The following is a 25414-nucleotide window of genomic DNA, read 5'->3' on the forward strand; positions in this document are numbered from 1 at the left end:
TAGCCGCCTTGCCGTGATGCGAAATACTTAGGAAATCACCCCTTTAAAATGGGTGTGCCAGCATGTAGGCCGGATAAACGCAGTGCCATCCGGCATCCAACAGGCGCAACTCTGCGCCTGTTTCATTCCAGCATCATGATGCAAGTTGCATTGCCGACGAAATCGGCTTGCATGATGATGTTTTAAGCCCAGGAGATAAAAATGCTCGACACCAACATGAAAACCCAGCTCAAGGCCTACCTTGAGAAGCTGACCAAACCTGTTGAGCTGATTGCCACGCTGGATGACGGCGCAAAATCGGCAGAGATCAAGGAACTGTTGGCTGAAATCGCTGAACTGTCAGATAAAGTGACCTTCAAAGAAGACAATAGCCTGGCGGTGCGCAAGCCATCGTTCCTGATTACCAACCCAGGTTCCAACCAGGGGCCGCGTTTCGCAGGCTCGCCGCTGGGCCACGAATTTACCTCGCTGGTGCTGGCGCTGCTGTGGACCGGCGGCCATCCGTCAAAAGAAGCGCAGACTTTGTTGGAGCAGATCCGCGATCTCGACGGCGATTTTGAGTTCGAAACCTACTATTCGCTCTCTTGCCATAACTGCCCGGACGTCGTGCAGGCGCTGAACCTGATGGCGGTGCTGAACCCGCGCATTAAGCATACCGCGATTGACGGTGGGGTTTATCAAAACGAAATTACCGAACGTAACGTGATGGGCGTTCCGGCGGTTTATCTGAACGGTCAGGAATTTGGTCAGGGTCGTATGACGTTGTCTGAGATCGTGGCGAAAGTGGATACCGGCGCGGAAAAACGCGCGGCGGAAGAACTGAACCAACGTGATGCCTATGACGTACTGATCGTCGGCTCCGGCCCGTCCGGTGCAGCGGCGGCGGTATATTCTGCACGTAAAGGTATTCGTACTGGCTTGATGGGCGAACGCTTTGGCGGCCAGGTGCTGGACACGGTAGACATTGAAAACTACATCTCCGTGCCGAAGACGGAAGGTCAGAAGCTGGCGGGGGCGTTAAAAGCCCACGTGAGCGAGTATAACGTTGATGTAATTGATTCCCAGAGCGCCTCGAAGCTGATTCCGGCTGCGGCAGAAGGGGGATTGCATCAGATTGAAACGGCTTCCGGCGCAGTTCTGAAAGCCCGTAGCATCATCATTTCTACCGGTGCGAAATGGCGTAACATGAACGTGCCGGGCGAAGATCAGTATCGCACCAAAGGCGTGACCTACTGCCCACACTGCGACGGCCCGCTGTTCAAAGGCAAGCGCGTGGCGGTTATCGGCGGCGGTAACTCCGGCGTTGAAGCAGCAATCGATCTGGCTGGGGTGGTTGAACACGTGACGCTGCTGGAATTTGCGCCGGAAATGAAAGCTGACCAGGTATTGCAGGATAAAGTCCGCAGCCTGAAAAATGTCGACATTATCCTTAATGCGCAAACCACGGAAGTGAAGGGTGACGGCAGCAAAGTCACCGGCTTGCAGTACCGCGATCGCGTTAGCGGCGATGAGCATCATGTTGCGCTGGCGGGTATCTTTGTCCAGATTGGCCTGCTGCCGAACACTAACTGGCTGGAAGGTGCTATCGAACGTAATCGCATGGGTGAAATCATCATTGATGCGAAATGCGAAACTAACGTCAAAGGTGTGTTCGCCGCAGGTGACTGTACGACCGTGCCGTACAAACAGATTATTATCGCCGCAGGCGAGGGTGCTAAAGCGTCATTGAGCGCGTTTGATTATCTCATTCGCACCAAAACAGCATAAAAAAGAAGACAATACCTGCAATGTCAAAGGCCACCGAAAGGTGGCCTTTTTTTGTCGCGATTGCCTGATGGCGCGCAGCTTTCAGGCCTGCTTTGAGATGTGACTAGCGCACGACCAATACCGGAATATGCGCATGGCGAATCACGCTGGACGCGTTCGACCCCAGCAGGTGCGTGGTGATAGAAGGATTACGTGAACCAATCACCACCATATCGGCGTTTAACTCCTCTACAAGCTCGTTGACGGCGTCGCGAACGCTGCCCAGACGCACATGCATCTTGATACGGGACGGGTCGATACTGAAGTGACTGACCATAGTTTGCAGACGGGTTTCCGCTTCGTGCTGCAAGTGCTCTTCAAAGCGGCGCAGATCGCCAGCAAAGCGGCTCATGGTGTAGCTTGCGGACGCTGGCAGGACGTGCAGCAGATGGATAATCCCCTCTTGCTGGGCCATAAACTCTGCGTGACGAATCGCTTTGTCACTTAACTCCATCTCAAAAACATCAACTGGCATAATGATTGTTTTGTACATAGGCTCCTCCTTGTCTTTGTATCACTATAAGAGCATATCATTCGTTTTAATTATGTCATTGAGTTCGCAAAATAGTGTTTGAGGGAGCGCAAGAGTTGTAAAGTTTCGTGAGGCGGGGGAAGGGCAGAAAGAGGATGGCTGGCATCCCCTTAATCAGTCAACTGCTGACGTTAGCGATTAAATTCGCCAGCGGCTTCCGGCTGGTAAAGTAGCTCAAGTACTTCCAGGTGGGTGGATGCGCCGCCCGGCAGCTCCCAATGGATGGTGCTACCGGTACGCAGGCCCAGAAGCGCTGCACCTACGGGCGCCATCACCGAGAGCTGGGTGGCGCTATCGGTCATATTGGCTGGGAAAACCAGCGTACGTACGCGCTCTTCACCGCTGGTGAGGTCGCGGAATCTGACCTGGCTATTCATACTCACCACATCATGCGGCATGGCCTCTGGGGCACACATTTGGGCACGATCCAGCTCGTCGTTTAGCGCATTCGCCACCGGTGAATTTGCGTAAGCAGGTTGCTCAAGCAGGCGGTCGATACGCTCGGCATCGAACTCATTAATAATGATGGCAGGTCTGGTCATTATCTACTCCATGTCATTTCTATTATCCAAAAGAAAACCCTCACCGCCAGCGGCAAGGGTTCATCTCGTCCCATCATACTGATCCCGGCGTCAGGTTTGAAGTGATGTAACGCACATTCAGAGGCGGTGAATCATCTATTGTGTGAATTTTATGCGAAAGACATCACGCCTCGTAATTATGGATTATCCTTTTTAAGCTGCATCTGGCAGCGTCACCCCGGTACAGGAGAGCGTATGAGCGGTTTCGATAAACTGACCCTGAAAGATGGTAGTTATCTCTGGTTCAAAGATTGGGGCAGCGGGCAACCTATTGTGTTCAGTCACGGCTGGCCGCTGACGTCGGACGCCTTTGAAGATCAGATGCTGTATCTGGGTTCGAAAGGGTATCGCGTTATCGCCCACGATAGGCGAGGACACGGACGTTCGGCACAGCCGTGGGATGGACACAATATGGATCAGTATGCCGACGATCTGGCTGAGCTGACGGCGCATCTGAACTTAAAAGAGGCGATTCACGTTGGCCATTCCACCGGTGGTGGCGAAGTGGCGCGCTATATTGGCCGTCACGGCACCGAACGGGTGGCAAAAGCGGTACTGATAGGTGCGGTCACGCCAATCATGATAAAAACGGATTCTAACCCTAACGGCGTGCCGATTGAGGTCTTTGACGGTATTCGTGACGGGGTGATTAACGATCGCGGCGCGTTTTTCTACGAACTGTCGGCGGCGTTTTACGGTTATAACCGTGATGGTGCCAAGGAGTCAAAAGCGGTACGAGAAAGTTTTACTGAGCAGGGATTACAGGGTTCGATTAAGGCGCTCTATGACTGTGTTAAAGCATTCTCTGAAACTGACTTGCGGGAAGACCTGCGTAAAATGACCATTCCGACGCTGGTTATTCACGGTGATGACGATCAGATTGTGCCGTTTGAAACCTGCGGCAAGGTGGCGGCAGAGATCCTGCCGGACGCTGAACTGAAAGTCTACCACGGCGGTTCACACGGGATTTGTACTACCCATAAACATCAGATCAACGCCGATTTGCTGGAGTTTATTCAGAAATAGTTGGCTCAGCCCCCGCCAAACGCGGGGGCTGAGATCAGTAGCCGGTTTTATCCAGTACGAACTGTTTACCGCAGTTACCCGGATGGGGCTGGGGTAGCAGCGAACTTGCCGAAAGCGGTGCGTTAATGCTCGATGCTTTAATGGCTATCTGCATTTCAGTTAAATAGGCGGGATTACCGTTGCAGGTCAGCTTAACCGCTTTGACGTTATCCTTGCCAAAGGCGCTGGCGACGGCGTTATCAAAGCTTACGCGGGTGACGGTCTTGCCATAGTTGTCGGCGAGGAACTGTCCCAGCGCACTCTGTTTTATCTCGCTATTAAGACGCACCATGGTGCCGAAATAGTCATCGGGATCGAAACCAAAGCAGACGCCATGTTTCGCGTATTCGTAGCGTTCAAGACAGGTATTTCCACCGCTGCCGGGCATGACCTGGTTGAGTTTATTAGCAATTTCCAATGATAACCCGGTCTCTTGCGCCGCGCATTTTCGGCTGGCCCTGGCTTCGGGCATATTCGGGATAGGGCGGGTTGCGCAGCCAAAACGCATCCAGCGGTTGTTATCCACGCCGCGAGAGGCGATGGAGCCCGGCAGGCTTGGCCATAAACCGTGAACGGTTAAATAATCGGCCTTATTGCTCGCTTCCGTTTGTCGATGACACTCCAGCGGCTCCTTGCGGTTACGGTCATGCAGACTTTGGCAAAAACCCGTTTGCCATGAGAGTGCCAGCACATAACGGTCGAAGTCACCATATTGTGTCGGTGCAAGCGGGGCGGCATGCAGGCTACCGGCACACAGTAGCAGCGCGCATCCTGACACAATATTCTTCCTGAGCATTTTCCTGACTCCACGTTTTTATTGGCAATATTCTTCAATCATAAAATAAGGCGCCATCAGGCGCCTTAATTATTTAGCTGATAAATACTTACGCGGCGACGCCGGGAACCAGAATTTCGGTGGCGAGGATCACCACAATCAGGCCGACAATCACGGGCACGGAGGTGCGCTTAACCACTTCAAATGGCGATATCTTTGCCATCCCTGCGACTGCCACGACCACACCGGAGACCGGGGAGATGGTACGACCCAGGTTGGACGCTTGCAGCATCGGGATGGAGAGATAGGCAGGGTTAATGCCCGATGAGTGAGCCAGTTTGGGGATCATCTCGACGAAAGCATAGAACGGCGCGTTACCCGAACCCGTAGTCATTGCTGCCAGCATGGTCAGCACGACCAGCACCAGCATCAGAATAATGCTGGCGGAACCGAACGAGGTGGCGATAGAGATCAGGCTATTAATAAAGCCGATGGTGCTCAGGCCCTGAGCGAATACGCCCGCCGCGACTAACAGCATCACCACGCCTGCGAAGGCGTCTGCCATGCCGCGATAGGCAACTTCAAGACCGGCAAACACTTTTTGCGTGTTAAAGCCACGGCAGAATTCCAGCACCGCGGCCAGCAGCATGCAGATAACCAGAATGGCAATGATATGCAGTTCCGGGCCCCATTTGCCGTCGAAAATTAATACGCCAATAATCGGCGTAAATGGCAGGATGGCGTAGAAGTTTGGCGCGGTGGTGGTAATTTCATTAACGTCCAACATCTCATGAGAGATATTTTCTTTTTTATCAAGATAGCGCTGCCAGAAGAAATGGGCGATAGCCATAGCGATAATGGCGGCAATAGAAATTGGCAGGGTGGTCTTGAAGGCAAAATCAATTAACGGCATTTCAGCCGCTTTCGCAGCCAGGACAACGTCGCCGGAAGTCGGAGACAAAATAATTGCCGCTGGTGAAGCACAAATAGCGGCAGCAGCGCCACGGCTGATACCGACGTTCACCATAACAGGGAACAGCGTTGCCATTAATAATACGCCGAGTCCGGTTGCGGAGGATACGGCCAGCGACATCAGACACGCCACAAAATAAGCGGCAATCATCAGTAAATAGGGTGAGTTGATAAACTGGAGTGGCTTGGAAGCCAGCTTAACCACCATATCATTGGCGCCAATATGCGTCATATAAGCTGCAAAACCACACAGCATCATGATCATCATACCGAGGTCGCCGCCACGGCTCATCAGCAGGATTTTGATATATTCGATGATATCGGTCGCGGAGTAACCGGTACTGGTTGCACTGCTCGGTAAAATCTTATGGCCCATCAATGCGCTGGCAATCAGCAGCAACAGGCCTCCTACAAAAAGGACTCCCGTTGCGGAATAACCTTTGATGATGTAGCGGGCTACGCCAACAATAACCACAACACCAATCAGGAGTTCAAAGAACGTTAACATTATTAACACCTATCGCCCAGTTGTATACGTTGGTGCAGATTTGCACCAAAAAGTCAGGGGTGGAATGTGCCGAAAAATGCGGCAAATTTAGCTGATGAAAATCAAAAAATAGCCTGATTAAGGCAACGAGAGTTCAGTTTACGCGATGTACTCACAAAGCTGAACATTATCATCACAGTGAGTATAGCGTGATGGTGAAATAATAAACAAATGAGGTGAATGGAATGTTATTTTTTGCCAGGGAGGCAGGAATGTCTGTAAGGAAGCGGCAGCTGGGATACAGCATGATAGCCCTACAAAACGCGGTTGTAACCCTACGCTATGTCTTTAACAAGCGTTAATTGAAATATTATAAAATGCCAACCTGTTTATTATTAAATAAAAAATATAAGTGAATGATATGAAATCTGAATAATATTCAGTTAAGGGTAATTTAATAAAATATACGTTCGTTTAGATTAGGTAGTCTGTACAAGGTGGATAACACAAGTGCATAAAATGAGCGGTGCTGCGTCATAAATATTCATAGTTTTGTTTATGGTTTTCTTGACTAAGGCTCCAGGAATATTCTAATTTGCAATTCAAGGGATGAAAAAGCGCGTGTTTTCGATGCTGTTAAGGTGCGATTAAGCTTACTCTTGATAGACTATTCGTAATGGATGATTAATAGGCAAGAGTATGGTGTTAAAATTAAAAAGATTTATTCCACTGGTGTGTGTTTCTGCTGGACTGTTCAGTGCGGTACAACCTGCCTATGCATCTTTTACACAAACGGTAAAAGACGGCTATAACACGTTGAGTAACAACATCGCCGAAACATGGCAAGCGCCGCAAAATTATGATTTGTACGTACCGGCAATTACCTGGCATGCACGATTTGCCTACGACAAAGATAAAACGGATCGTTATAACGAACGTCCCTGGGGGGCAGGCGGCGGCGTGTCGCGCTGGGATGAAAAGGGCAACTGGCACGGCATTTATCTGATGGCCTTTAAAGACTCCTATAACAAATGGGAGCCTATCGGCGGCTACGGTTGGGAAGCCACCTGGCGGCCGTTGGCAGACGATAATTTCCATTGGGGGCTGGGGTATACGGTCGGGGTAACCGCGCGCGACAATTGGAAATACATTCCGGTGCCGGTGGTGCTACCGATGGCGTCGATAGGCTACGGCCCGGCGACTTTCCAGATGACCTACATTCCCGGAACCTATAACAACGGTAATGTCTACTTCGCCTGGCTGCGTTTCCAGTTCTGAAATCGAGTTCCTTAGATGAGTGCAGGATAAAGTCAACCCGTAAATAAAAGTTAGCGACATTTATCACTTTTTAACGAACTGGGACTGGACAAAACGCATCACAATTGTTGTACTGGTTACTGACACAGATTAGTGTCGTTTTTTCATATAAAGGTAATTTTGATGTCTAAGATTAAAGGTAACGTTAAGTGGTTTAATGAGTCCAAAGGATTCGGTTTCATTACTCCTGAAGATGGTAGCAAAGATGTATTCGTACACTTCTCTGCAATCCAGACCAACGGTTTCAAAACTCTGGCTGAAGGTCAGCGCGTAGAGTTCGAAATCACTAACGGTGCCAAAGGCCCTTCTGCTGCTAACGTAACCGCTCTGTAATAAGCGACTTTAGCACTCAGAATTCAAAACCCGCTTAATCGCGGGTTTTTTTCATCCGTTTTTTGCCTTACCGACTGGTCGAGAACAACCAGAAGGCGAGAGCCGTCATCGCAAACGATCCCAGTAGATTGACCGCAACGTTTAACAGCGCCCAGCCAAATCTCCCCGCTTGCAGTAGAAAAACCACTTCTGACGAGAATGTCGAAAAGGTCGTCAGCCCACCGCAAAAGCCGGTGGTGATAAGCAATTTCCACATCGGGTCAACCTGAGGCAGGCGGTTAAACCACGCAAGGCCAGCCCCAATAATAAAGGCGCCTATCAGGTTTGCCGTCAGCGTCCCCAGGGGCAGAGCATGGTGCATTGGATTAAGCTTAAGGCTTAGGAACCAACGGGCGACGCTGCCGGTGCCTCCACCAATAAAAACAGCTAACAAAAGTTGCGTCATGCGTATTTCCTGCCATTTTAGGAAAATCCCCTGAACTATATGCGGCAAGGGCTGGTAAGACTCTATACTAACCATTATTCATGATGTTGAAATAATTGCCAAATTTAAGGAGCAGACATGCGAGTTGCCGTAGGACAGTTTGCTGTTACGCCCGAATGGCGGGTCAATGCGCAAACCTGCGTGTCGCTGATGCAAAAGGCGGCGGAACAAGGGGCGGAACTGTTGGTCTTGCCGGAGGCATTGCTGGCGCGCGATGACCGCGATCCTGACCTGTCGGTAAAATCCGCTCAGCCATTAGACGGCGATTTTATTGGCCATCTTAAAGCGCAGAGTCGTTGCGATACGCTCACCACCATTTTTACCGTGCATACGCCCGTAAGCGACGGTAGGGCAAGGAATACGCTGGTGGCGCTGCGGGCTGGAGAGGTGATTGCCCACTATCACAAACTGCATCTTTATGATGCCTTCTCGATTCAGGAGTCCCGACGGGTCGATGCCGGGCAGGCGTTACCGCCGTTGATTGAGGTGGCTGGCTTTAAGGTCGGGGTGATGACCTGCTATGACTTACGCTTTCCCGATATGGCGCTTGCGTTGGCCTTGCAAGGGGCGGAAATACTGGCGTTACCCGCGGCCTGGGTGCGCGGGCCATTGAAGGAGCATCATTGGTCTACGCTGCTGGCGGCGCGAGCGCTGGACACCACCTGCTATGTGGTCGCCAGCGGTGAATGCGGCACTCGGAATATTGGTCAAAGTTATATAATTGACCCACTCGGTGTCACTCTTGCGGGGGCGGGAATGTCACCGCAGCTCATCGTTTCTGAGGTCTCACGCGAACATCTTCTCAGCGTTCGACAACAGTTACCGGTGCTGGAGAACCGACGCTTTGCGCTACCGCAATTAATATGACGTTTTTTTAAACAACGCTTGATTCACCTTGTTACAGATTGCTATTGTGTGCGCGCGCCAGATGACCGTTAATAACCTACAGTGATGTGGCGCATTCTGCAGCCTGTTTTTTTGAAGAAGGTATCTATGGGTGAGATTAGTATTACCAAACTGCTGGTAGTGGCAGCACTGATTGTTCTGGTGTTTGGTACCAAAAAATTACGGACACTGGGTGGAGACCTGGGTTCAGCGATCAAAGGCTTTAAGAAAGCCATGAATGACGATGAAACCACTGCGCAGAAAAGCGCTGAAGAAGCTCCGGCAGAAAAGCTCTCTCATAAAGAGTAAGCAGGGCAGCGTCTAACGTGGTATGCCGTTACAAGGCGTGCCACGCGCGAGGGTTATCACTCGCAGGAAGGGTGACAATGGTATAACGTTGTCGCCCTTTTTTATGCAAAAATCATTGCTAATATTGTCCTATTGCAACAATTTATTTCTCGCCAGGACATAAAAAAAACCGCGTTCTCAATGAGCGCGGCTTTTTTTTAACCGGGAACCTTACTTCACTTCCATGCCTTTGGCCTGGAGATCTGCATGGTAAGACGAGCGCACAAATGGGCCACAGGCTGCATGGGTGAAGCCCATCGCCATTGCTTCGGCTTTCATCTCTTCGAATTCATCCGGGCTTACGTAACGTTGCACCGGTAAGTGGTGACGGCTCGGTTGCAGATACTGGCCCAGCGTCAGCATGGTGACGCCATGACGGCGCAGATCGCGCATGACTTCGATGATTTCGGCGTTAGTTTCGCCTAAGCCGACCATGAGCCCGGATTTGGTAGGGATCTCAGGGTGCGCTTCTTTGAAACGCTCCAGCAGCTTCAGCGACCAGTTGTAGTCGGCGCCAGGACGGACGTTACGGTAAATACGCGGCACGTTCTCCAGGTTGTGGTTGAAAACGTCTGGTGGGGTCGCGGTAAGGATATCCAGCGCGCGATCCATACGACCACGGAAGTCGGGAACCAGCGTTTCAATTTTGATGTTCGGGCTTTTCTCGCGGATGGCGGAAATACAGTCGGCAAAGTGCTGAGCGCCGCCGTCGCGCAGATCGTCACGATCCACGGAGGTAATAACCACATAACGCAGCGCCATATCGGCGATGGTCTGCGCCAGTTTTTGCGGCTCGTTAGCATCTGGCGTAACCGGACGACCATGGGCCACGTCGCAGAACGGGCAGCGGCGGGTACAGATAGCCCCGAGGATCATAAACGTCGCGGTGCCGTGGTTAAAGCATTCCGCCAGGTTCGGGCAGGAGGCTTCTTCACACACGGAGTGCAGACCATTTTTACGCATGGCTGCTTTGATACCCTGAATACGGGAAGAGTCGGCCGGAAGTTTAATTTTCATCCACTCCGGTTTTCGCAGCAGCGCTTCGCGCTCAGTTACCACGTTTTTCACCGGGATTAGGGCCATTTTATCGGCGTCGCGGTACTTAACACCGCGTTCCATCACAATGGGTTTACTCATAGCGTGCGTCTTCCAGTTCCGAGTATCGAGGGAAAGCGTTTCAATTCAAGGGAATGTTGTATTTATCAACTATTTTTGAATTAATGGCACGCAGTATACCATTGAAACGGGGTATAAAGCAGCCTATCAGGCCGGCAAATTGTAAAATAGTTGTTGAATAATGCTTTTTTGCCGGCAACAGGAATGAGGGAGTATTCGCTTTAGAAGGCTTCCTGGATAACGTTGATAATGTTTTGCATGACCGGATCACGCAGGCTGAGTTTGTTGTAATGCAGTGAAAAATCAAGCTGTTCTCGCTGAAGTGGTGCAAAGTCTACCGTACTCAGCGGCCAGCACTGCTTGAAGATATGATAAAAACGCTGCGGCATGATACCGATAAGGTCGCTTGAGGCGATCAGTGACGCAATAGTGAACAGATTGTAACTGCTCACGCTTACCTGACGGTCGGGTAGCATATCGCGAATACGCTTATATAAATCATTTTGACCGGCGCCATCCATGGTCAGCAACGTGTGTTCGTACTGAACAAGCGCATCAGGAGAGGGCTCGATCTGGCGCACAGGATGATCGTGGCGGCAGACCAGAACCAGGTTATCGCTGAACAAAGCATGACGGCCCAGCGTACGCGGATTATTGTGCTCGTAATTGTCGATAACCAGGTCGGTCTGAAACTGACTGAGCTGGGTATTGGCGTCGGTGACCGCGACGTTTCGTAGCAGTACATGGGGATAGGTTTTCTTGACGGCGTGATAGATAACCGGCATCACGATAGCGCCGGTCGAAGCCGCTGTGCCGATAGTGATAACGCGCTGTTTATCGTAGCTGCCGTTGAGATCCAGCGCTCCGAGAATCGACTCCAGCCCCTGGCTAATATACTCATGCAAATGCGTCGCGTAGGCGGTAGGGGTGACGCCCTGGCCTTTACGGATAAACAGCGGGTCGGGAAAAAGAAGTCTGAGTTTCTGAATAGATTGGCTAATAGCTGACGGCGTCAGGTTTAAAATCTTTGCCGCATTGACGATGCCTTTATGCACATATACTGCTTCAAATATGGTCAATAAATTAAGGTCTATATTACGCAGGGTGCGAAAAATTTGTGGCGTATCATTATCGACGTTCAGGTTAACTTTATTTTCTGGCTTATCGTTGTAATCCACACTGCTTACTCCGAATTCATTCACTCCATGAATGATAGTTGATGATTTTATTATTGTTATTATTATTACGGCAGAAGCATTTGTGCAAGGTGAAAACGGATTTTTATTTGAAAACTCAATGCATTAATATTAATAATGCTTAAGGCGCATTAATGTAATGAATGACTTATTTGCATGAAAGTGAGAGGTGGTCGACATTTTTAACCCTCAACAGGGGAGACGAACGACCACGTGGCGCGCCTTTGTCGCCATATTTTGGTGATATGGCGGACATTGACCCAATAAGATATTGGGTCAGAATATATAATATATTAAGCGGTGATATATTCGTGAGGCGGATTGTTAAGCAGCGCTAAAAATTGCGAGACTAAAATGGGCGAAATAGTTTCGGGTGTCGCTGCTAAATCCCATTGCGATACCTGGGTCATTTCCATTCCCGCATAACCACAAGGGTTAATTCTGAGGAACGGCGATAAATCCATCGCAATATTCAGCGCCAGTCCGTGGAATGAACACCCTTTACGAATACGCAGACCCAGCGAGCAAATCTTTTTTTCACCGACGTAAACACCTGGCGCATCCGCGCGGGGATGGGCTTCAATATTCACCTCTGCCAGCGTATTAACCACGGTTTGTTCCAGCAGCGTCACTAACTCACGCACGCCGAGTTTGCGTCGTTTGAGATTCAGCAGAACGTACATCACCTGCTGCCCTGGTCCATGATAAGTCACCTGACCGCCACGGTCGCTTTGAATAACCGGAATATCGCCGGGAACCAATACGTGTTCAGCTTTGCCTGCCTGTCCTTGCGTAAACACCGGCGGGTGCTCAACCAGCCAGATTTCATCAAGCGTAGTTTCATCACGGGTATCGGTGAAGTCGTGCATGGCTTGTGAGACGGGCTCATAGGGCTGAAGGCCAAGCTGACGGATGAGGAGGGTATTAAAGTCCAAAACAGGGTCTCCGCAAAGAGGAGGAATGATGGACGCAGAGTATATCACAGGGAAGGAGGAGGGCGGTGTTACCCGGTGACACCGGGTAACATCAGAGGCGATTACAGCACCATACGAACAATTTCAATATTGCCTAACTCTTCATACAGCGTTTCGACCTGTTCAACGTGGGTCGCATTAATGGTAATGGACACCGAGTGGTAGTTGCCTTTGCTGCTCGGTTTTATCTGCGGAGAGTAGTCACCTGGCGCATGGCGCTGTACCACTTCAACCACCAGGTCAACCAGCTCAGGTTTCGCCAGACCCATTACTTTGTAAGTAAATGGTGTAGGGAATTCAAGCAGTTCGTTCAGTTTGGTTTTCATGTCAGCTCCAGTGTTAAAAAAGAACAACTCCCGCATCGTGGGCGGGAGTTGTTTTTGCTATGCGTATTATATGGGGATGGAAATCACACTTTCAAGTGGGTGATTTTTAGCCAAACCAATGGTGGAACATTAATTTAATGTAATCAATGATGTTGCCGAAGAAGTTGCCTTCAGGAATTTCCTGGAGCACTACCAGCGGACGCTGGTCGATAATCTTACCGTCCAGCTGGAAGTTGATGGTTCCGACTACCTGGTTTTTCTGTAGTGGTGCATGCAGCTCGCTGGTGGTCAGCACGTAGCTGGCTTTCAGGTCTTTCATGCGACCACGTGGGATGGTCAGGTAAACGTCTTTGTCCACGCCCAGGGAGGCGCGGTCGTTATCGCCAAACCAGGCCGGTTCTGAGGCGAACTCTTTACCCGCTTTGATTGGGTTAACGGTTTCAAAGAAACGGAAGCCCCAGGTCAGCAGCTTTTTACTTTCGGTTTCACGACCTTTATAGGTACGTCCACCCATTACCGCTGAGACCAGACGCATCTGGCCTTCGGTTGCCGATGCCACCAGGTTATAGCCCGCTTTGTCGGTATGGCCGGTTTTGATGCCGTCAACGTTCAGGCTGTTATCCCACAGCAGGCCGTTACGGTTCATCTGGCGGATGCCGTTAAAGGTGAACTCTTTTTCTTTATAGATGGTGTATTCGTTTGGCACGTCGCGGATAAGTGACTGACCAATCAGCGCCATGTCACGTGCGGAGCTGTATTGCCCGTCAGCATCCAGGCCGTGAACGGTCTGGAAGTGGGTGTTTTTCAGGCCCAGCGCGTTGACGTAGCTGTTCATCAGGCCGACGAAAGCGTCCTGGCTACCGGCGACATAGTCGGCCATCGCCACGCAGGCATCGTTGCCTGACTGTAGGTTAATCCCGCGAATCAGCTGAGATACCGGCACCTGCATGCCCGGCTTCAGGAACATTAAGGATGAGCCTTTGAAAACCGGGTTGCCGGTGGCCCAGGCATCGTTGCCGATGGTGACCAGATCCGATTCTTTGAATTTACCGGCCTTCATGGCCTGGCCGATGACGTAGCTGGTCATCATTTTGGTCAGGCTGGCGGGATCGCGACGAGTGTCCGCGTTTTGCTCTGCCAGTACCTTGCCAGAGTTATAATCAATAAGAATGTAGGACTCCGCGTCAATCTGCGGAACGCCTGGGATCATTGTTTTAATATTCAGGTCGTCGGCGTGAGCAGCGGAAGTCAGAGCTGCGACGGAAAGCGCCGGGATCAGTAAACGAGCGAGGAAAGAGGTCTTCATGGTCAAAACAACGACATCCGTGATGGAGTGAAAAAAGTGCCTTACTATAACAAATGCCCTCAAGACAGGCATCCGACATCGTATATGACTTTGTTAAAGACTTTTACATATACGAAAATTCGGATACCTCTGGGCGTTCTAGTTGGCGCGCGTAATAAACGATTGCAGCTGGGCTTCGCTCTGCAAACGTTGCTGTAGGGTACTGGCTTCGCCTTTGCTGCTAAACGGCCCGAGCTGGATACGCCAGACGGCACCGTTTTGCGTCACGCGGCCGGGAACGGAAAATTGCTGGCTCAGACGCTGCTGGTACTGTTGGGCACGAGCCTGATCGCTGACGGCACCGACCTGAACGACAAAATCGCCCGTTGCAGCGGCCGCTGCGGGAGCGGCTACGGCGGCAGGGGCAGCGCTTGCGGGCGCAGTTACCGGCGCGGTAACAGGGGCGGTAGTCGGAGCTGTCGCCGCCGGAGCGGTCTCTTCAAGTACGCCGCTATTAAGCGGTGTTGGTGCTCCCAGGAACCCTCCGCTTTTCACCGGCGCGCCTTCGCCGGCATTTTCAGAGGTCAGCGTGTCATTGCTGATGGCACGAACATCGCCCTGCGGTGTTGCAGCCATCGGTGCTGAAGAGGCGCTACCCATGCCGCCGCTTAAGTCTGGACGAGCCGGGAGTGCGTAAGTCTGTTTGGCGACGGTCGTACAGGCCATTCCTGGCCCTGACAGCGAACCATCCTGCGCCACAATAATAGGGTCGATACGAACCTTGGTATTGTTCGACGTATTCAGACGGTCTGCGGAGGCGCGCGAGAGTGAAATAACGCGATCGTTACCGTAAGGGCCACGATCGTTAATGCGCACCACGATCATCCGGCCGTTGGCCAGGTTAGTGATACGCGCATAGCTTGGGATTGGCAGCGTCGGATGCGCGGCGGTAAGCTGGTTCGGATCGAACGCTTCACCGCTTGCCGTCAAATTGCTGCCCGGTTCGGCGTCATAAATGGCGGCGAAACCGGCCTGGCTGAAGTTTGACGGATCCTGGACGATTTTGTATTTCTTACCGTCGCGCTCGTAATCCTGATTAGCGGTGGCATTCAGCGGTTCAAAGCGTGGATCGGCCCCGCTAATTTCGACCGTTGGGCCATTACATACCGCAGGTTGTGGTGCTGAAACGGTCTGCTGTTGAACATCATCACTCGAACAAGCCGCCAGCAGCCCTGCCGCTATGCAGATCCCAAGCCATTGCTTACGCATTGAGCACCCCTTAGACGCTTTTTGACAACATTTTTCTGTGGGTATGTATCGACATCACGATACCGAACCCGGCCATCAGTACGATAAGGGCGGAACCCCCGTAACTGACTAACGGCAGCGGCACGCCGACCACCGGCAAGATGCCACTTACCATACCAATATTTACGAATACATAAACGAATAAAATCAACATCAACCCACCGGCCATCACGCGGCCGAAGGTGGTTTGCGCCTGAGCGGCAATCCATAAGCCGCGCATAATCAGCAGCACGTAGAGCGCCAGCAGCACCAGGATACCGATAAGCCCTAACTCTTCGGCCAGCACCGCGAAAATAAAGTCGGTGTGACGTTCAGGCAGGAATTCCAGCTGCGATTGCGTACCGTGCAGCCAGCCTTTACCGCGCAGCCCCCCGGAGCCAATGGCGATTTTAGACTGGATGATGTGGTAGCCCGCGCCCAGCGGGTCGGATTCGGGATCGAGCAGCATCATCACGCGTTGGCGCTGATAATCGTGCATCAGGAAGAACCACAAAATCGGAATAAAGGCAGCCACCAGCAGGACGGCAACCAGAATCAAGCGCCAGCTCAAGCCTGAGAGGAATAAAACGAACAGGCCGGACAGCGCGACCAGAATCGAGGTGCCGAGGTCAGGCTGGGCGGCAACCAGCAGGGTTGGCATGAAAATCAATACCAGCGCAATGGCGGTATTTTTCAGCGAAGGCGGGCAGACATCACGGTTGATAAAGCGCGCCACCATTAAGGGCACGGCAATTTTAGCAATCTCTGACGGCTGGAAACGGACGATACCGAGGTCAAGCCAGCGCTGCGCCCCTTTGGATATCGCCCCAAAGGCGTCCACCGCCACCAGCAGAATAATACAGATAATGTAGAGCCAGGGTGCCCAGCCTTCATAGACGCGAGGGGGGATCTGCGCCATCACCACCATGATAACCAGCCCCATAGCGATCTGGCCGATTTTACGTTCGGTCATCCCCATGTCCTGGCCGCTGGCGCTCCAGATTACCAGCGCGCTGTAAGTCAGCAGCGCCAGCAGGATCAGCAGCATGGCTGGGTCGATATGGATTTTATCCCATATGGATTTTTTATTCGGATTATCCGTCATGATTATTGGTCCTCCGCCGCGGTAGCCGCTGGATTTTCGGCTGGCAGGTCGGTGTTGTTATCACCCAGCATGATGTGGTCAAGAATCTGACGCATGATGGTACCTACCGCCGGGCCTGCGCCGCCGTTTTCTAAAATGATCGCCACAGCAACCTGTGGATCATTATAAGGGGCAAAGGCGGTCATCAATTTATGGTCACGCAAGCGCTCGGCAATACGATGCGCGTTATACGTTTCGTTGGCTTTCAGGCCAAAGACCTGTGCCGTACCGGATTTCGCCGCGATTTTATAAGGCGCGCTGGCAAAGTATTTATGCGCAGTACCGTTGCCACGGTTGGCAACGCCATACATCCCGTCTTTGGCAATTTCCCAGAAGCCGGAGTGGATATCGCCAATCGGCGGTTCCTGCGGCTGCATCCACGGCACCTTTTTGCCTTCTTCGACGGTGCTTGCCAGAAGGTGAGGGGTTTTAATGATGCCGTCGTTAATCAGGATCATCAGCGCCTTACTCATCTGGATAGGCGTTGCTGTCCAGTAGCCCTGACCGATACCCACCGGAATGGTGTCACCCTGATACCACGGCTTTTTGAAGCGTTTTAGCTTCCAGTCGCGGGTTGGCATGTTCCCGGAGCGCTCTTCTGAGAGGTCGATGCCGGTATAGTCGCCGTAGCCAAATTTGGTCATCCATTCTGACAGACGGTCGATGCCCATGTCGTAGGCGACCTGGTAGAAGAAGGTATCCGCGGATTCTTCCAGCGCTTTGGTGACGTTCAGGTGACCGTGGCCCCATTTTTTCCAGTCACGATAGCGTTTTTCAGAGCCGGGGAGCTGCCACCAGCCCGGGTCAAACAGGCTGGTATTGCGGTTGATTACCCCTGCGCTCATTGCCGAGACGGCGACGTAAGGTTTTACCGTAGATGCTGGAGGGTAAACCCCCTGCGTGGCACGGTTCACCAGCGGCGTATTCGGGTCGTTCAACAGACCGCTGTAGTCCTTACTGGAGATACCATCGACGAACAGATTCGGATCGTAGCTTGGCATTGAGACCAGCGCCAGAATGCTGCCGGTGCGCGGGTCGGTAACCACCACGGCGGCGCGGCTTCCCGCCAGCAGCGTTTCAATATACTGCTGAAGCTTCAGGTCGATGGTTAGATAAATATCGTGCCCCGCCTGTGGCGGCACTTCTTTAAGCTGGCGAATCACGCGGCCACGGTTGTTGACTTCAACCTCTTCATAGCCGGTCTGGCCGTGTAATATGTCTTCGTAATAGCGCTCGATACCGAGTTTACCAATATCATGCGTGGCGGCGTAGTTGGCAAGCTTGCCGTCCTTATCCAGTCTATCGACGTCTTTATCGTTAATTTTGGAGACATAGCCGATAACGTGGGTCAGGGCGGAGCCGTAAGGATAGAAACGACGTTTATAGCCTTTCACTTCTACGCCCGGGAAGCGGTACTGGTTGACGGCAAAGCGCGCCACCTGCACTTCGGTGAGATTAGTTTTAAGCGGTATTGACGTAAAACGGTGTGAACGGGCGCGCTCTTTTTTGAAAGCGGCAATATCGTCATCGGTAAGATCAACCACGCTACGCAGGCCATCGATGGTCTGCTGTACGCTGTCGACCTTCTCCGGCATGATTTCCAGCTGGTAGATTGTCCGGTTTAACGCCAGCGGCGCGCCGTTGCGATCGTAAATGATGCCGCGGCTTGGGGCGATAGGAACCAGTTTGATACGGTTTTCGTTAGAACGCGTCTGGTAGTCGGTGAAACGCACAATCTGTAAATTGTAGAGATTGGCAATCAGCACGCCGGTCAGCAGCAAAATTCCCAAAAAAGCGACCACCGCCCGGCGCACAAAGAGCGCGGACTCTGCCGTATAGTCGCGAAAAGAATTCTGTAGTTTCATTCGCTGCTTAATCTACCTAGGTCTCATTACTCGCGGTGGTAAGGATGGTTGGTGGTAATGCTCCACGCCCGATAGAGGCTTTCAGCAACCAGCACGCGCACGAGCGGGTGAGGGAGCGTCAATGTGGAGAGTGACCAACTTTGTTCTGCTGCGGCTTTACATGCTGGAGAAAGACCTTCAGGGCCGCCAATTAGCAAACTGACGTCACGACCATCAAGCTTCCAGCGTTCCAGCTCGCGAGCAAGCTGGGGGCTATCCCAGGGCTTTCCAGGGATATCCAGCGTGACGATACGGTTTTTCCCCGCGGCGGCGATCATCATCTCGCCTTCTTTATCCAGAATACGTTTGATATCCGCATTCTTACCGCGTTTACCGGCAGGAATTTCCACCAGTTCGAACGGCATATCCTTCGGAAAGCGACGCAGGTATTCGGTAAAACCGGTTTGTACCCAATCCGGCATTTTGGTGCCGACGGCGACCAACTGCAGCTTCACAACTTAACCCCAGAGCTTTTCCAGTTCATACAGACGACGGCTCTCTTCCTGCATGACGTGGACGATAACATCGCCTAAATCGACGACGATCCAATCGGCTACGTTTTCGCCTTCAACGCCCAGTGGCAGCAAACCGGCAGCGCGGGATTCCTGAACCACATGATCGGCAATGGACATAACGTGGCGGCTGGAAGTACCGGTGCAAATAATCATGCAATCGGTGATGCTGGATTTACCGTGAACATCGATAGTGACGATATCCTGACCTTTCAAATCATCAATTTTGTCAGCAACAAAATCCTGGAGTTCTTTACCCTGCAAGCGTTCCCCCTGGGGTGTGAAGATAAACAATATAAAACAGCCCGACAGTATACCCGAACTGAACGTCATGTCGGGATTAAAAACGGCTACTGCCGTTCAGGCGGGCTATCATCCCATTCATTAATGCCTATTGCATCGCCATTTTTGTAAAACAATTTCTGTCTACAAATGCTGGCGGGGATGTTTTCAGGCTGCGGAGAATAACAGTCTATTTATGTGTGTCAATGGATTGGCGAGTCTCAGCGGCAGAAATCCGTTTTATCCCTCGTCTGGCAACCAGATAGCGCGGCTATTGAGGACTCTCAGCGTGGCAAACTCGGGCGAAAAATCAATGACGCTCCATGCGCCATGATCGATGCGAAAATGCCACATGCTGGCGGTCGGCATCCCTAACAGCAGCGCCGTTAGCAGGCTGAGAACGCCCTGATGGCTGACAATAAGCAAATTCTGGTCATCGTAATGGGCAAGCTCTGCGGCGAAATCACTGACCCGCTGTGAAAAGGCGGGAAAGCCTTCACCGTTGGTAGGCGCGGCATGTTGCCAGTCGTTGCACCAGGCGGCGTAGTTTTCTTTATCTTCGACCTGCAGGTCGCGGTGATGGCGCATTTCCCAGTCGCCAAAGAACATCTCGTTTAGCCGTGAGTGGGGCGTAACCGGAATATTACGCTCAGCCAATAACAGCCGGGCGGTGAGATGAGTTCGCTCTAGCTCGCTGCATAAAACGCGATCGAAGGGCACCTGGCGCAGCATATCGCCTAACCGCCGCGCCTGGGCCTGGCCTTTTTCGGTAAGCGGCGTCGGGGCATGTCCGCTATAAAGTCCGGCAACGTTGGCTTCGGTTTCGCCATGACGCACTAACCAGAGTTTCATGCTGCGCTTCCCCTCAATGCGACGGCCCTATGCGCCGTGGTGATACAAACCTTGCTGCATGATGTAGGCCAGCACTGCTTCCGGCATCATCTCTGCGCATGACTCATCGCGTTCGAGACGCTCACGTATCAGGGTAGCGGAAACGTCAAACCACGGCGTTTCGGCGAGATAGATTTTTCCCGCAGGCTGATTATGCAGTTCTTCAATATTGCTGGTGAGGTGTTTATCCAGCCAATGCTGATAATCCTCTTGCGCCATTGTCAGAGGATATCCCGGGCGGCGGGTGACCAGCAGATGGGCGTTTTCTAAAATGGTTTCGTAACGATGCCAGCTGGGAAAGGTGAGCAGGGAATCCTGGCCGATAATAAAGGCCAGCGGTTTCTCGGGCCCTTGTTCCTGGCGCCATTCCTGAAGGGTATCTGCCGTGAAGGACGGCGTATCGCGGCGCAGTTCCCGCTCGTCGAGCACAAACAGCGGTTTATCGGCAATCGCCAGCTCGACCATCAGTTTGCGTTGCTCGCTGCTGGCTTCCGGTTGCGGACGATGCGGCGGCACATTGTTGGGCATAATAATTACCCGCGAAAGGCCAATCTGGTTGGCCAGAATTTCCACCGGCTTCAGGTGACCATAATGAATGGGATCGAACGTCCCACCGAAAAGCGCCTGTAGTTTTGCCATATCATCCATCAATAAAAACGTCGGGCAGCGCTTTATGACAAAGCAGCAGCGACAAACTTTCCAGTTCAGCCCATACCGACTGACCATAATCCTGTTTTAACGTGAGCTCTGCATGGCTCAGCAACGTCACAGCCTGACGCAGCTGTGGGCCACTAAGACGATTGACCGCCTCTGTGACCATGGCGCGACGGTTTTGCCAGACGCGGTGTTTATCAAAAAGTGAACGTAGCGGGGTATGCGCGCTGTGGCGTTTTAGCGTCACCAGCAGCAGCAGTTCACGCTGAATGGTGCGCAGCAAAATCACCGGCTCGCTGCCTTCCAGCCGAAGCTGTTGCAGGATATGCAGCGCGCGTTTGCTTTTACCGGCAAGCAGGGCATCGACCCAGTGGAACGGGGTGAAGTGCGCCGCGTCGTTAACCGCCTGCTCAACGCGCGGCAGCGTCAGCTTACCGTCGGGCCACAGCAGTGACAGCCTGTCGAGCGCCTGAGCTAACGCCAGCAGATTGCCTTCATAGCAGTAGCAAAGGAGCTGGCTTGCCGGTTCATCAAGCTGGAGGTTGTGCTGTTTTGCGCGGTTTGCCAGCCAGCGCGGGAGTTGCGCTTGTTCTGGCGTCTGACAATTGACCTGCACCGCGCGGGTAGCAAGCGAGGTTAACCACGCCGCATTTTCCTGCGATTTGGTCAGCTTATTACCGCGCACGATAAGCAGCAGATCGTCATGCAGCAGGCTCACCAGGGTGTTCATTTGCTCGTTAATGGCCGCGTTGGGGCCATTTTCCGGTAACAGCAGCAACAGCGTCTGGCGGCTGGCGAACAGGCTCATCGCCTGACAAAGCGAAAATAGCTCGCTCCAGTCGGTGCTGGTATCGAGCGTAAAAGTATGGTGTTCGATAAAGCCTTCACCCACGGCAGCATGCCGTATGGCGTCCTGGCTTTCCTGGAGAAAGAGGGGGTCATTACCGAGCAGGAGATACGCCGCGCGCAGCCCTTCAGAGAGCTGCGCGCGGAGTTGTTCTGGGTACAACCGAATCATCAGTTACCCAGAGTCGTCGATACGCGAGGGCTGTCAGCCGGTTTAACGGCTGGCGTTTCTTCGCTTTCTTTGACATCTGCAATATGCACGCTTGGCAACTTACGAATCAGCTGCTCAGCGGCTTTCTGGTACATCTCCTGGATGATGATGCCTTCTTCGTTGTCTTTGGCCAGCGCTTTTTGCGGGTTATCAAAGAACGAACGATAGACTTTAGTGGTGATTGGGAAGATGTCCTGTCCCGGAATCAACACGGTGGCATTAACCGTCATTACCATCTGGTATTCCGCCGTCTGACCGTTCTGGAACACCGATGCCGTATCCTTTTGGATACTGCTTGAGCCCAGACGCAGTGACGGAACGTCCTTACGCAGCGTACTTTGATCCAGCAACGTAATATCATTGCTGCGCAACTGCTCACGCACCGCACGGCTTAACGGGCCGTTTGGATCGCCAGATTGCAGGATCAAGGTTTTCATTTCGTCTGGTACCTGCGTGGTACTGCGCAGGTGCCAGCCACATCCGGCGGTGACCAGCACCGCCAAAGATAACAACAATGTTGTCAGATATCGCACGCTTCCTCCCGCGCTTAGCCAACGACCAGGTTAAGCAGCTTGCCCGGAACGTAAATTACTTTACGCACGGTCACGCCCTCAAGGTATTTTGCTACCAGGTGTTCCTGGCCTGCACGTTCACGGACTTGTTCTTCGGTTGCATCAACGGCGACGGTGATTTTGCCGCGGACTTTCCCGTTTACCTGCACAACGACCAGCGTGGTGTTTTCTACCATCGCTTTTTCATCGGCAACCGGCCACGGCGCGTTGTCGATATCGCCATCGCCGCCCAGCTCCTGCCACAGGGTGAAGCAGACGTGTGGGGTGAACGGGTTGAGCATACGTACAACCGCCAGCAGGGCTTCCTGCATCAGCGCACGGTCTTGCTCATTTTCCTGTGGTGCTTTCGCCAGTTTATTCATCAGCTCCATAATCGCCGCGATAGCGGTGTTGAAGGTCTGACGACGACCGATATCATCGGTGACTTTGGCGATAGTTTTATGAACGTCACGACGCAGCGCCTGCTGATCTTCGCTCAGGGAATCCGTGTTCAACGCGGCAACCGGGCCACGAGAGGTGTGTTCAAACACCAGTTTCCAGACACGTTTCAGGAAGCGGTTTGCCCCTTCAACGCCGGATTCCTGCCATTCCAGCGTCATATCAGCTGGGGAGGCGAACATCATGAACAGACGCACGGTGTCGGCACCGTAACGTTCAACCATCACCTGCGGGTCGATACCGTTATTTTTTGACTTGGACATTTTGCTCATGCCGGTATACACCAGTTCATGACCTTCAGCGTCCTGCGCCTTCACGATACGGCCTTTCTCGTCACGTTCAACGATAGCATCAACCGGGGATACCCAGTTACGCTCGCCGTTTGTGCCCACGTAGTAGAAGGCGTCGGCCAGCACCATACCCTGACACAGCAGCTGCTTAGCTGGCTCATCAGAGTTCACCAGACCCGCATCACGCATCAGTTTGTGGAAGAAGCGGAAGTAGAGCAGGTGCATGATGGCGTGTTCAATACCGCCGATGTAGATATCTACCGGCAGCCAGTAGTTAGCCGCTTTTGAATCCAGCATGCCTTCCTGATACTGCGGGCAGGTGTAGCGCGCGTAGTACCATGAAGATTCCATAAAGGTATCGAAGGTGTCGGTTTCACGCAGTGCCGGCATACCGTTAACGGTGGTTTTGGCCCACTCTGGGTCGGCCTTGATAGGGCTGGTGATGCCGTCCATAACCACGTCTTCCGGCAGGATAACCGGCAGCTGATCTTCTGGAGTTGGCAGCACGGTGCCATCTTCCAACGTCACCATCGGGATTGGTGCGCCCCAGTAACGCTGACGGGAAACGCCCCAGTCGCGCAGACGGTAGTTAACTTTGCGCTCGCCAACGCCTTTTGCGACCAGCTTGTCGGCAATGGCTTTAAACCCTTCTTCAAAGCTCAGACCGTCGAACTCACCGGAGTTAAACAGTACGCCTTTCTCGGTCAATGCCTGTTCGGAAAGATCCGGCGCGGAACCGTCGGCGGTCAGAATAACCGGCTTAATGTTCAGCTTGTATTTGGTCGCGAACTCATAGTCACGCTGATCGTGGCCAGGAACGGCCATCACGGCACCGGTGCCGTATTCCATCAGCACGAAGTTTGCCGCCCAAACGGGGATTTCTTCACCGGTCAGTGGGTGAATCGCTTTAAAGCCGGTATCGACGCCTTTTTTCTCCATGGTCGCCATTTCGGCTTCGGCCATTTTGGTGTTACGGCATTCGTCGATGAAGGTCGCCAGTTCTGCGTTGTTTTCTGCCGCCTTCTGCGCCAGAGGGTGACCTGCGGCAACCGCCAGATAGGTCGCACCCATGAAGGTGTCCGGGCGGGTGGTGTAAACGGTCAGCGTGTTGTCATAGCCTTTAACGTCGAAGGTGATTTCGACACCTTCAGAACGGCCAATCCAGTTGCGCTGCATCGTTTTCACGGTGTCAGGCCAGTGGTCCAGATTATCCAGATCGTTTAACAGTTCGTCAGCGTAGGCGGTGATTTTGATAAACCACTGTGGGATCTCTTTACGCTCAACTTTGGTGTCACAGCGCCAGCAGCAGCCGTCGATAACCTGCTCGTTTGCCAGCACGGTCTGGTCATTCGGGCACCAGTTAACCGCAGAGGTTTTTTTGTACACCAGGCCTTTTTTATAAAGCTCGGTGAAAAATTTCTGTTCCCAGCGGTAGTATTCCGGGGTACAGGTTGCCAGCTCGCGGCTCCAGTCATAGCCAAAGCCCAGCATTTTGAGCTGGTTTTTCATGTAGGCGATGTTGTCGTACGTCCACGGCGCTGGCGCGGTGTTATTTTTTACCGCAGCACCTTCAGCCGGCAGGCCGAAAGCATCCCAGCCGATAGGCTGAAGAACGTTTTTGCCAAGCATACGCTGGTAGCGCGCAATAACGTCGCCGATGGTGTAGTTGCGGACGTGGCCCATGTGTAGTCGACCAGAAGGATAGGGAAGCATCGACAGGCAGTAATACTTCTCTTTGCTCTCGTCTTCAGTAACTTCAAATGTGCGCTTCTCATCCCAGTGAAGCTGGACTTTCGATTCTATCTCTTCCGGGCGGTATTGCTCTTGCATGGCAGCCTATGATCCTGTCTGTATTATTCGATAAACTGAGATCCGCATAGCATAGCCCAAACGCTCACGTC

The 25414-nt window shown here is 52.5% G+C and carries 26 protein-coding genes; 6 read left to right on the forward strand and 20 right to left on the reverse strand.

From position 1 onward, the window contains the following. Positions 1-201: 201 nt before the first annotated feature. Entirely contained in the window at positions 202-1767 is a 1566-nt protein-coding gene (gene ahpF, locus ACIPDS_RS13145) for an alkyl hydroperoxide reductase subunit F (RefSeq protein ID WP_400736366.1), read from the forward strand. Between the two features lie 103 nt (positions 1768-1870). On the opposite strand, the gene uspG is transcribed toward ahpF, so the two are convergent. Together uspG and rnk are read right to left on the reverse strand one after the other, a co-directional pair. Next, on the reverse strand, positions 1871-2299 hold the full coding sequence (gene uspG / locus ACIPDS_RS13150) for a universal stress protein UspG (protein WP_400736369.1): 429 nt from the start codon (positions 2297-2299) through the stop codon (positions 1871-1873). Between the two features lie 170 nt (positions 2300-2469). Further along, entirely contained in the window at positions 2470-2880 is a 411-nt protein-coding gene (gene rnk, locus ACIPDS_RS13155) for a nucleoside diphosphate kinase regulator (RefSeq protein ID WP_400736372.1), read from the reverse strand. Between the two features lie 234 nt (positions 2881-3114). Here rnk and ACIPDS_RS13160 point away from each other — a divergent pair, with 234 nt between their 5' ends. After that, positions 3115-3945, forward strand: a complete 831-nt coding sequence (locus tag ACIPDS_RS13160; protein WP_400736375.1) for an alpha/beta fold hydrolase — start codon at positions 3115-3117, stop codon at positions 3943-3945. Between the two features lie 34 nt (positions 3946-3979). Here ACIPDS_RS13160 and rna read toward each other — a convergent pair whose 3' ends face one another. Together rna and dcuC are read right to left on the reverse strand one after the other, a co-directional pair. Then, positions 3980-4780, reverse strand: a complete 801-nt coding sequence (gene rna / locus ACIPDS_RS13165; protein ID WP_400736378.1) for a ribonuclease I — start codon at positions 4778-4780, stop codon at positions 3980-3982. 88 nt (positions 4781-4868) lie between these two features. Beyond that, entirely contained in the window at positions 4869-6239 is a 1371-nt protein-coding gene (dcuC, locus tag ACIPDS_RS13170) for an anaerobic C4-dicarboxylate transporter DcuC (protein WP_166514812.1), read from the reverse strand. A 681-nt stretch (positions 6240-6920) separates the two neighbouring features. Between dcuC and pagP the strand changes: the two genes are divergently transcribed. Together pagP and cspE are read left to right on the forward strand one after the other, a co-directional pair. Next, entirely contained in the window at positions 6921-7496 is a 576-nt protein-coding gene (pagP, locus tag ACIPDS_RS13175) for a lipid IV(A) palmitoyltransferase PagP (RefSeq protein ID WP_400736759.1), read from the forward strand. 162 nt (positions 7497-7658) lie between these two features. Beyond that, positions 7659-7868: a transcription antiterminator/RNA stability regulator CspE gene (cspE, locus tag ACIPDS_RS13180; protein WP_000034826.1), complete on the forward strand. Its 210-nt coding sequence runs from the start codon at positions 7659-7661 to the stop codon at positions 7866-7868. 67 nt (positions 7869-7935) lie between these two features. On the opposite strand, the gene crcB is transcribed toward cspE, so the two are convergent. Then, the gene (gene crcB / locus ACIPDS_RS13185; RefSeq protein WP_400736479.1) at positions 7936-8313 is read right to left on the reverse strand and encodes a fluoride efflux transporter CrcB; all 378 of its coding nucleotides are present in this window, start codon (positions 8311-8313) and stop codon (positions 7936-7938) included. A gap of 117 nt (positions 8314-8430) precedes the next feature. Between crcB and ACIPDS_RS13190 the strand changes: the two genes are divergently transcribed. After that, a complete protein-coding gene (locus ACIPDS_RS13190; protein ID WP_400736482.1) occupies positions 8431-9219 on the forward strand; it encodes a deaminated glutathione amidase in 789 nt (262 codons plus the stop codon). A gap of 126 nt (positions 9220-9345) precedes the next feature. Next, positions 9346-9546 (forward strand): twin-arginine translocase subunit TatE, encoded by a 201-nt coding sequence (gene tatE, locus ACIPDS_RS13195; protein WP_166514816.1) that lies wholly within the window; start codon positions 9346-9348, stop codon positions 9544-9546. A 210-nt stretch (positions 9547-9756) separates the two neighbouring features. On the opposite strand, the gene lipA is transcribed toward tatE, so the two are convergent. From lipA to leuS, 15 genes are all read right to left on the reverse strand, one after another. Continuing rightward, the gene (gene lipA / locus ACIPDS_RS13200; protein WP_400736487.1) at positions 9757-10722 is read right to left on the reverse strand and encodes a lipoyl synthase; all 966 of its coding nucleotides are present in this window, start codon (positions 10720-10722) and stop codon (positions 9757-9759) included. A gap of 200 nt (positions 10723-10922) precedes the next feature. After that, a complete protein-coding gene (locus ACIPDS_RS13205) occupies positions 10923-11879 on the reverse strand; it encodes a YbeF family transcriptional regulator (RefSeq protein WP_400736490.1) in 957 nt (318 codons plus the stop codon). A gap of 311 nt (positions 11880-12190) precedes the next feature. Continuing rightward, on the reverse strand, positions 12191-12832 hold the full coding sequence (gene lipB, locus ACIPDS_RS13210) for a lipoyl(octanoyl) transferase LipB (RefSeq protein ID WP_400736493.1): 642 nt from the start codon (positions 12830-12832) through the stop codon (positions 12191-12193). A gap of 101 nt (positions 12833-12933) precedes the next feature. Further along, on the reverse strand, positions 12934-13197 hold the full coding sequence (gene ybeD / locus ACIPDS_RS13215; protein ID WP_062775201.1) for a DUF493 family protein YbeD: 264 nt from the start codon (positions 13195-13197) through the stop codon (positions 12934-12936). A 106-nt stretch (positions 13198-13303) separates the two neighbouring features. Then, the gene (gene dacA, locus ACIPDS_RS13220; RefSeq protein ID WP_062775199.1) at positions 13304-14503 is read right to left on the reverse strand and encodes a D-alanyl-D-alanine carboxypeptidase DacA; all 1200 of its coding nucleotides are present in this window, start codon (positions 14501-14503) and stop codon (positions 13304-13306) included. 138 nt (positions 14504-14641) lie between these two features. Continuing rightward, positions 14642-15751 (reverse strand): endolytic peptidoglycan transglycosylase RlpA, encoded by a 1110-nt coding sequence (gene rlpA / locus ACIPDS_RS13225; protein WP_400736498.1) that lies wholly within the window; start codon positions 15749-15751, stop codon positions 14642-14644. A gap of 10 nt (positions 15752-15761) precedes the next feature. Continuing rightward, the gene (gene mrdB / locus ACIPDS_RS13230; RefSeq protein WP_400736501.1) at positions 15762-16874 is read right to left on the reverse strand and encodes a peptidoglycan glycosyltransferase MrdB; all 1113 of its coding nucleotides are present in this window, start codon (positions 16872-16874) and stop codon (positions 15762-15764) included. A gap of 2 nt (positions 16875-16876) precedes the next feature. After that, positions 16877-18778, reverse strand: a complete 1902-nt coding sequence (gene mrdA / locus ACIPDS_RS13235) for a peptidoglycan DD-transpeptidase MrdA (RefSeq protein ID WP_166514822.1) — start codon at positions 18776-18778, stop codon at positions 16877-16879. 26 nt (positions 18779-18804) lie between these two features. Next, positions 18805-19272 (reverse strand): 23S rRNA (pseudouridine(1915)-N(3))-methyltransferase RlmH, encoded by a 468-nt coding sequence (rlmH, locus tag ACIPDS_RS13240; RefSeq protein ID WP_400736505.1) that lies wholly within the window; start codon positions 19270-19272, stop codon positions 18805-18807. 3 nt (positions 19273-19275) lie between these two features. Further along, a complete protein-coding gene (rsfS, locus tag ACIPDS_RS13245) occupies positions 19276-19593 on the reverse strand; it encodes a ribosome silencing factor (protein WP_166514823.1) in 318 nt (105 codons plus the stop codon). A 258-nt stretch (positions 19594-19851) separates the two neighbouring features. Continuing rightward, the gene (locus ACIPDS_RS13250; protein ID WP_166514824.1) at positions 19852-20463 is read right to left on the reverse strand and encodes an adenosylcobalamin/alpha-ribazole phosphatase; all 612 of its coding nucleotides are present in this window, start codon (positions 20461-20463) and stop codon (positions 19852-19854) included. Positions 20464-20490: 27 nt separating this feature from the next. After that, complete coding sequence (gene nadD / locus ACIPDS_RS13255) at positions 20491-21150, reverse strand: nicotinate-nucleotide adenylyltransferase (RefSeq protein WP_166514825.1); 660 nt, start codon at positions 21148-21150, stop codon at positions 20491-20493. Beyond that, positions 21143-22174 carry a DNA polymerase III subunit delta gene (gene holA / locus ACIPDS_RS13260; RefSeq protein ID WP_400736512.1) on the reverse strand — a complete coding sequence of 344 codons (1032 nt, stop codon included), beginning with the start codon at positions 22172-22174 and terminating at the stop codon, positions 21143-21145. Before holA ends, nadD begins: the two co-directional genes overlap by 8 nt. Next, positions 22174-22746 (reverse strand): LPS assembly lipoprotein LptE, encoded by a 573-nt coding sequence (lptE, locus tag ACIPDS_RS13265; RefSeq protein ID WP_400736515.1) that lies wholly within the window; start codon positions 22744-22746, stop codon positions 22174-22176. Before lptE ends, holA begins: the two co-directional genes overlap by 1 nt. Before the next feature lie 14 nt (positions 22747-22760). Continuing rightward, positions 22761-25343 (reverse strand): leucine--tRNA ligase, encoded by a 2583-nt coding sequence (gene leuS / locus ACIPDS_RS13270; RefSeq protein WP_400736518.1) that lies wholly within the window; start codon positions 25341-25343, stop codon positions 22761-22763. Between the last annotated feature and the right edge of the window lie 71 nt (positions 25344-25414).

The organism is Kluyvera sp. NPDC087067 (genome assembly GCF_044745165.1).
Classification (GTDB): Bacteria; Pseudomonadota; Gammaproteobacteria; order Enterobacterales; family Enterobacteriaceae; genus Kluyvera.

Coding starts and splice junctions, on each gene's coding strand:
- ybeD (WP_062775201.1), bottom strand. CDS start 13,197: ATGAAAACCAAACTGAACGAACTGCTTGAATTCCCTACACCATTTACT.
- cspE (WP_000034826.1), top strand. CDS start 7,659: ATGTCTAAGATTAAAGGTAACGTTAAGTGGTTTAATGAGTCCAAAGGA.
- tatE (WP_166514816.1), top strand. CDS start 9,346: ATGGGTGAGATTAGTATTACCAAACTGCTGGTAGTGGCAGCACTGATT.
- dacA (WP_062775199.1), bottom strand. CDS start 14,503: ATGAAGACCTCTTTCCTCGCTCGTTTACTGATCCCGGCGCTTTCCGTC.
- ahpF (WP_400736366.1), top strand. CDS start 202: ATGCTCGACACCAACATGAAAACCCAGCTCAAGGCCTACCTTGAGAAG.
- lipA (WP_400736487.1), bottom strand. CDS start 10,722: ATGAGTAAACCCATTGTGATGGAACGCGGTGTTAAGTACCGCGACGCC.
- dcuC (WP_166514812.1), bottom strand. CDS start 6,239: ATGTTAACGTTCTTTGAACTCCTGATTGGTGTTGTGGTTATTGTTGGC.
- ACIPDS_RS13250 (WP_166514824.1), bottom strand. CDS start 20,463: ATGAAACTCTGGTTAGTGCGTCATGGCGAAACCGAAGCCAACGTTGCC.
- mrdA (WP_166514822.1), bottom strand. CDS start 18,778: ATGAAACTACAGAATTCTTTTCGCGACTATACGGCAGAGTCCGCGCTC.
- uspG (WP_400736369.1), bottom strand. CDS start 2,299: ATGTACAAAACAATCATTATGCCAGTTGATGTTTTTGAGATGGAGTTA.
- crcB (WP_400736479.1), bottom strand. CDS start 8,313: ATGACGCAACTTTTGTTAGCTGTTTTTATTGGTGGAGGCACCGGCAGC.
- rna (WP_400736378.1), bottom strand. CDS start 4,780: ATGCTCAGGAAGAATATTGTGTCAGGATGCGCGCTGCTACTGTGTGCC.
- nadD (WP_166514825.1), bottom strand. CDS start 21,150: ATGGATGATATGGCAAAACTACAGGCGCTTTTCGGTGGGACGTTCGAT.
- rlpA (WP_400736498.1), bottom strand. CDS start 15,751: ATGCGTAAGCAATGGCTTGGGATCTGCATAGCGGCAGGGCTGCTGGCG.
- holA (WP_400736512.1), bottom strand. CDS start 22,174: ATGATTCGGTTGTACCCAGAACAACTCCGCGCGCAGCTCTCTGAAGGG.
- mrdB (WP_400736501.1), bottom strand. CDS start 16,874: ATGACGGATAATCCGAATAAAAAATCCATATGGGATAAAATCCATATC.
- leuS (WP_400736518.1), bottom strand. CDS start 25,343: ATGCAAGAGCAATACCGCCCGGAAGAGATAGAATCGAAAGTCCAGCTT.
- rnk (WP_400736372.1), bottom strand. CDS start 2,880: ATGACCAGACCTGCCATCATTATTAATGAGTTCGATGCCGAGCGTATC.
- ACIPDS_RS13190 (WP_400736482.1), top strand. CDS start 8,431: ATGCGAGTTGCCGTAGGACAGTTTGCTGTTACGCCCGAATGGCGGGTC.
- ACIPDS_RS13160 (WP_400736375.1), top strand. CDS start 3,115: ATGAGCGGTTTCGATAAACTGACCCTGAAAGATGGTAGTTATCTCTGG.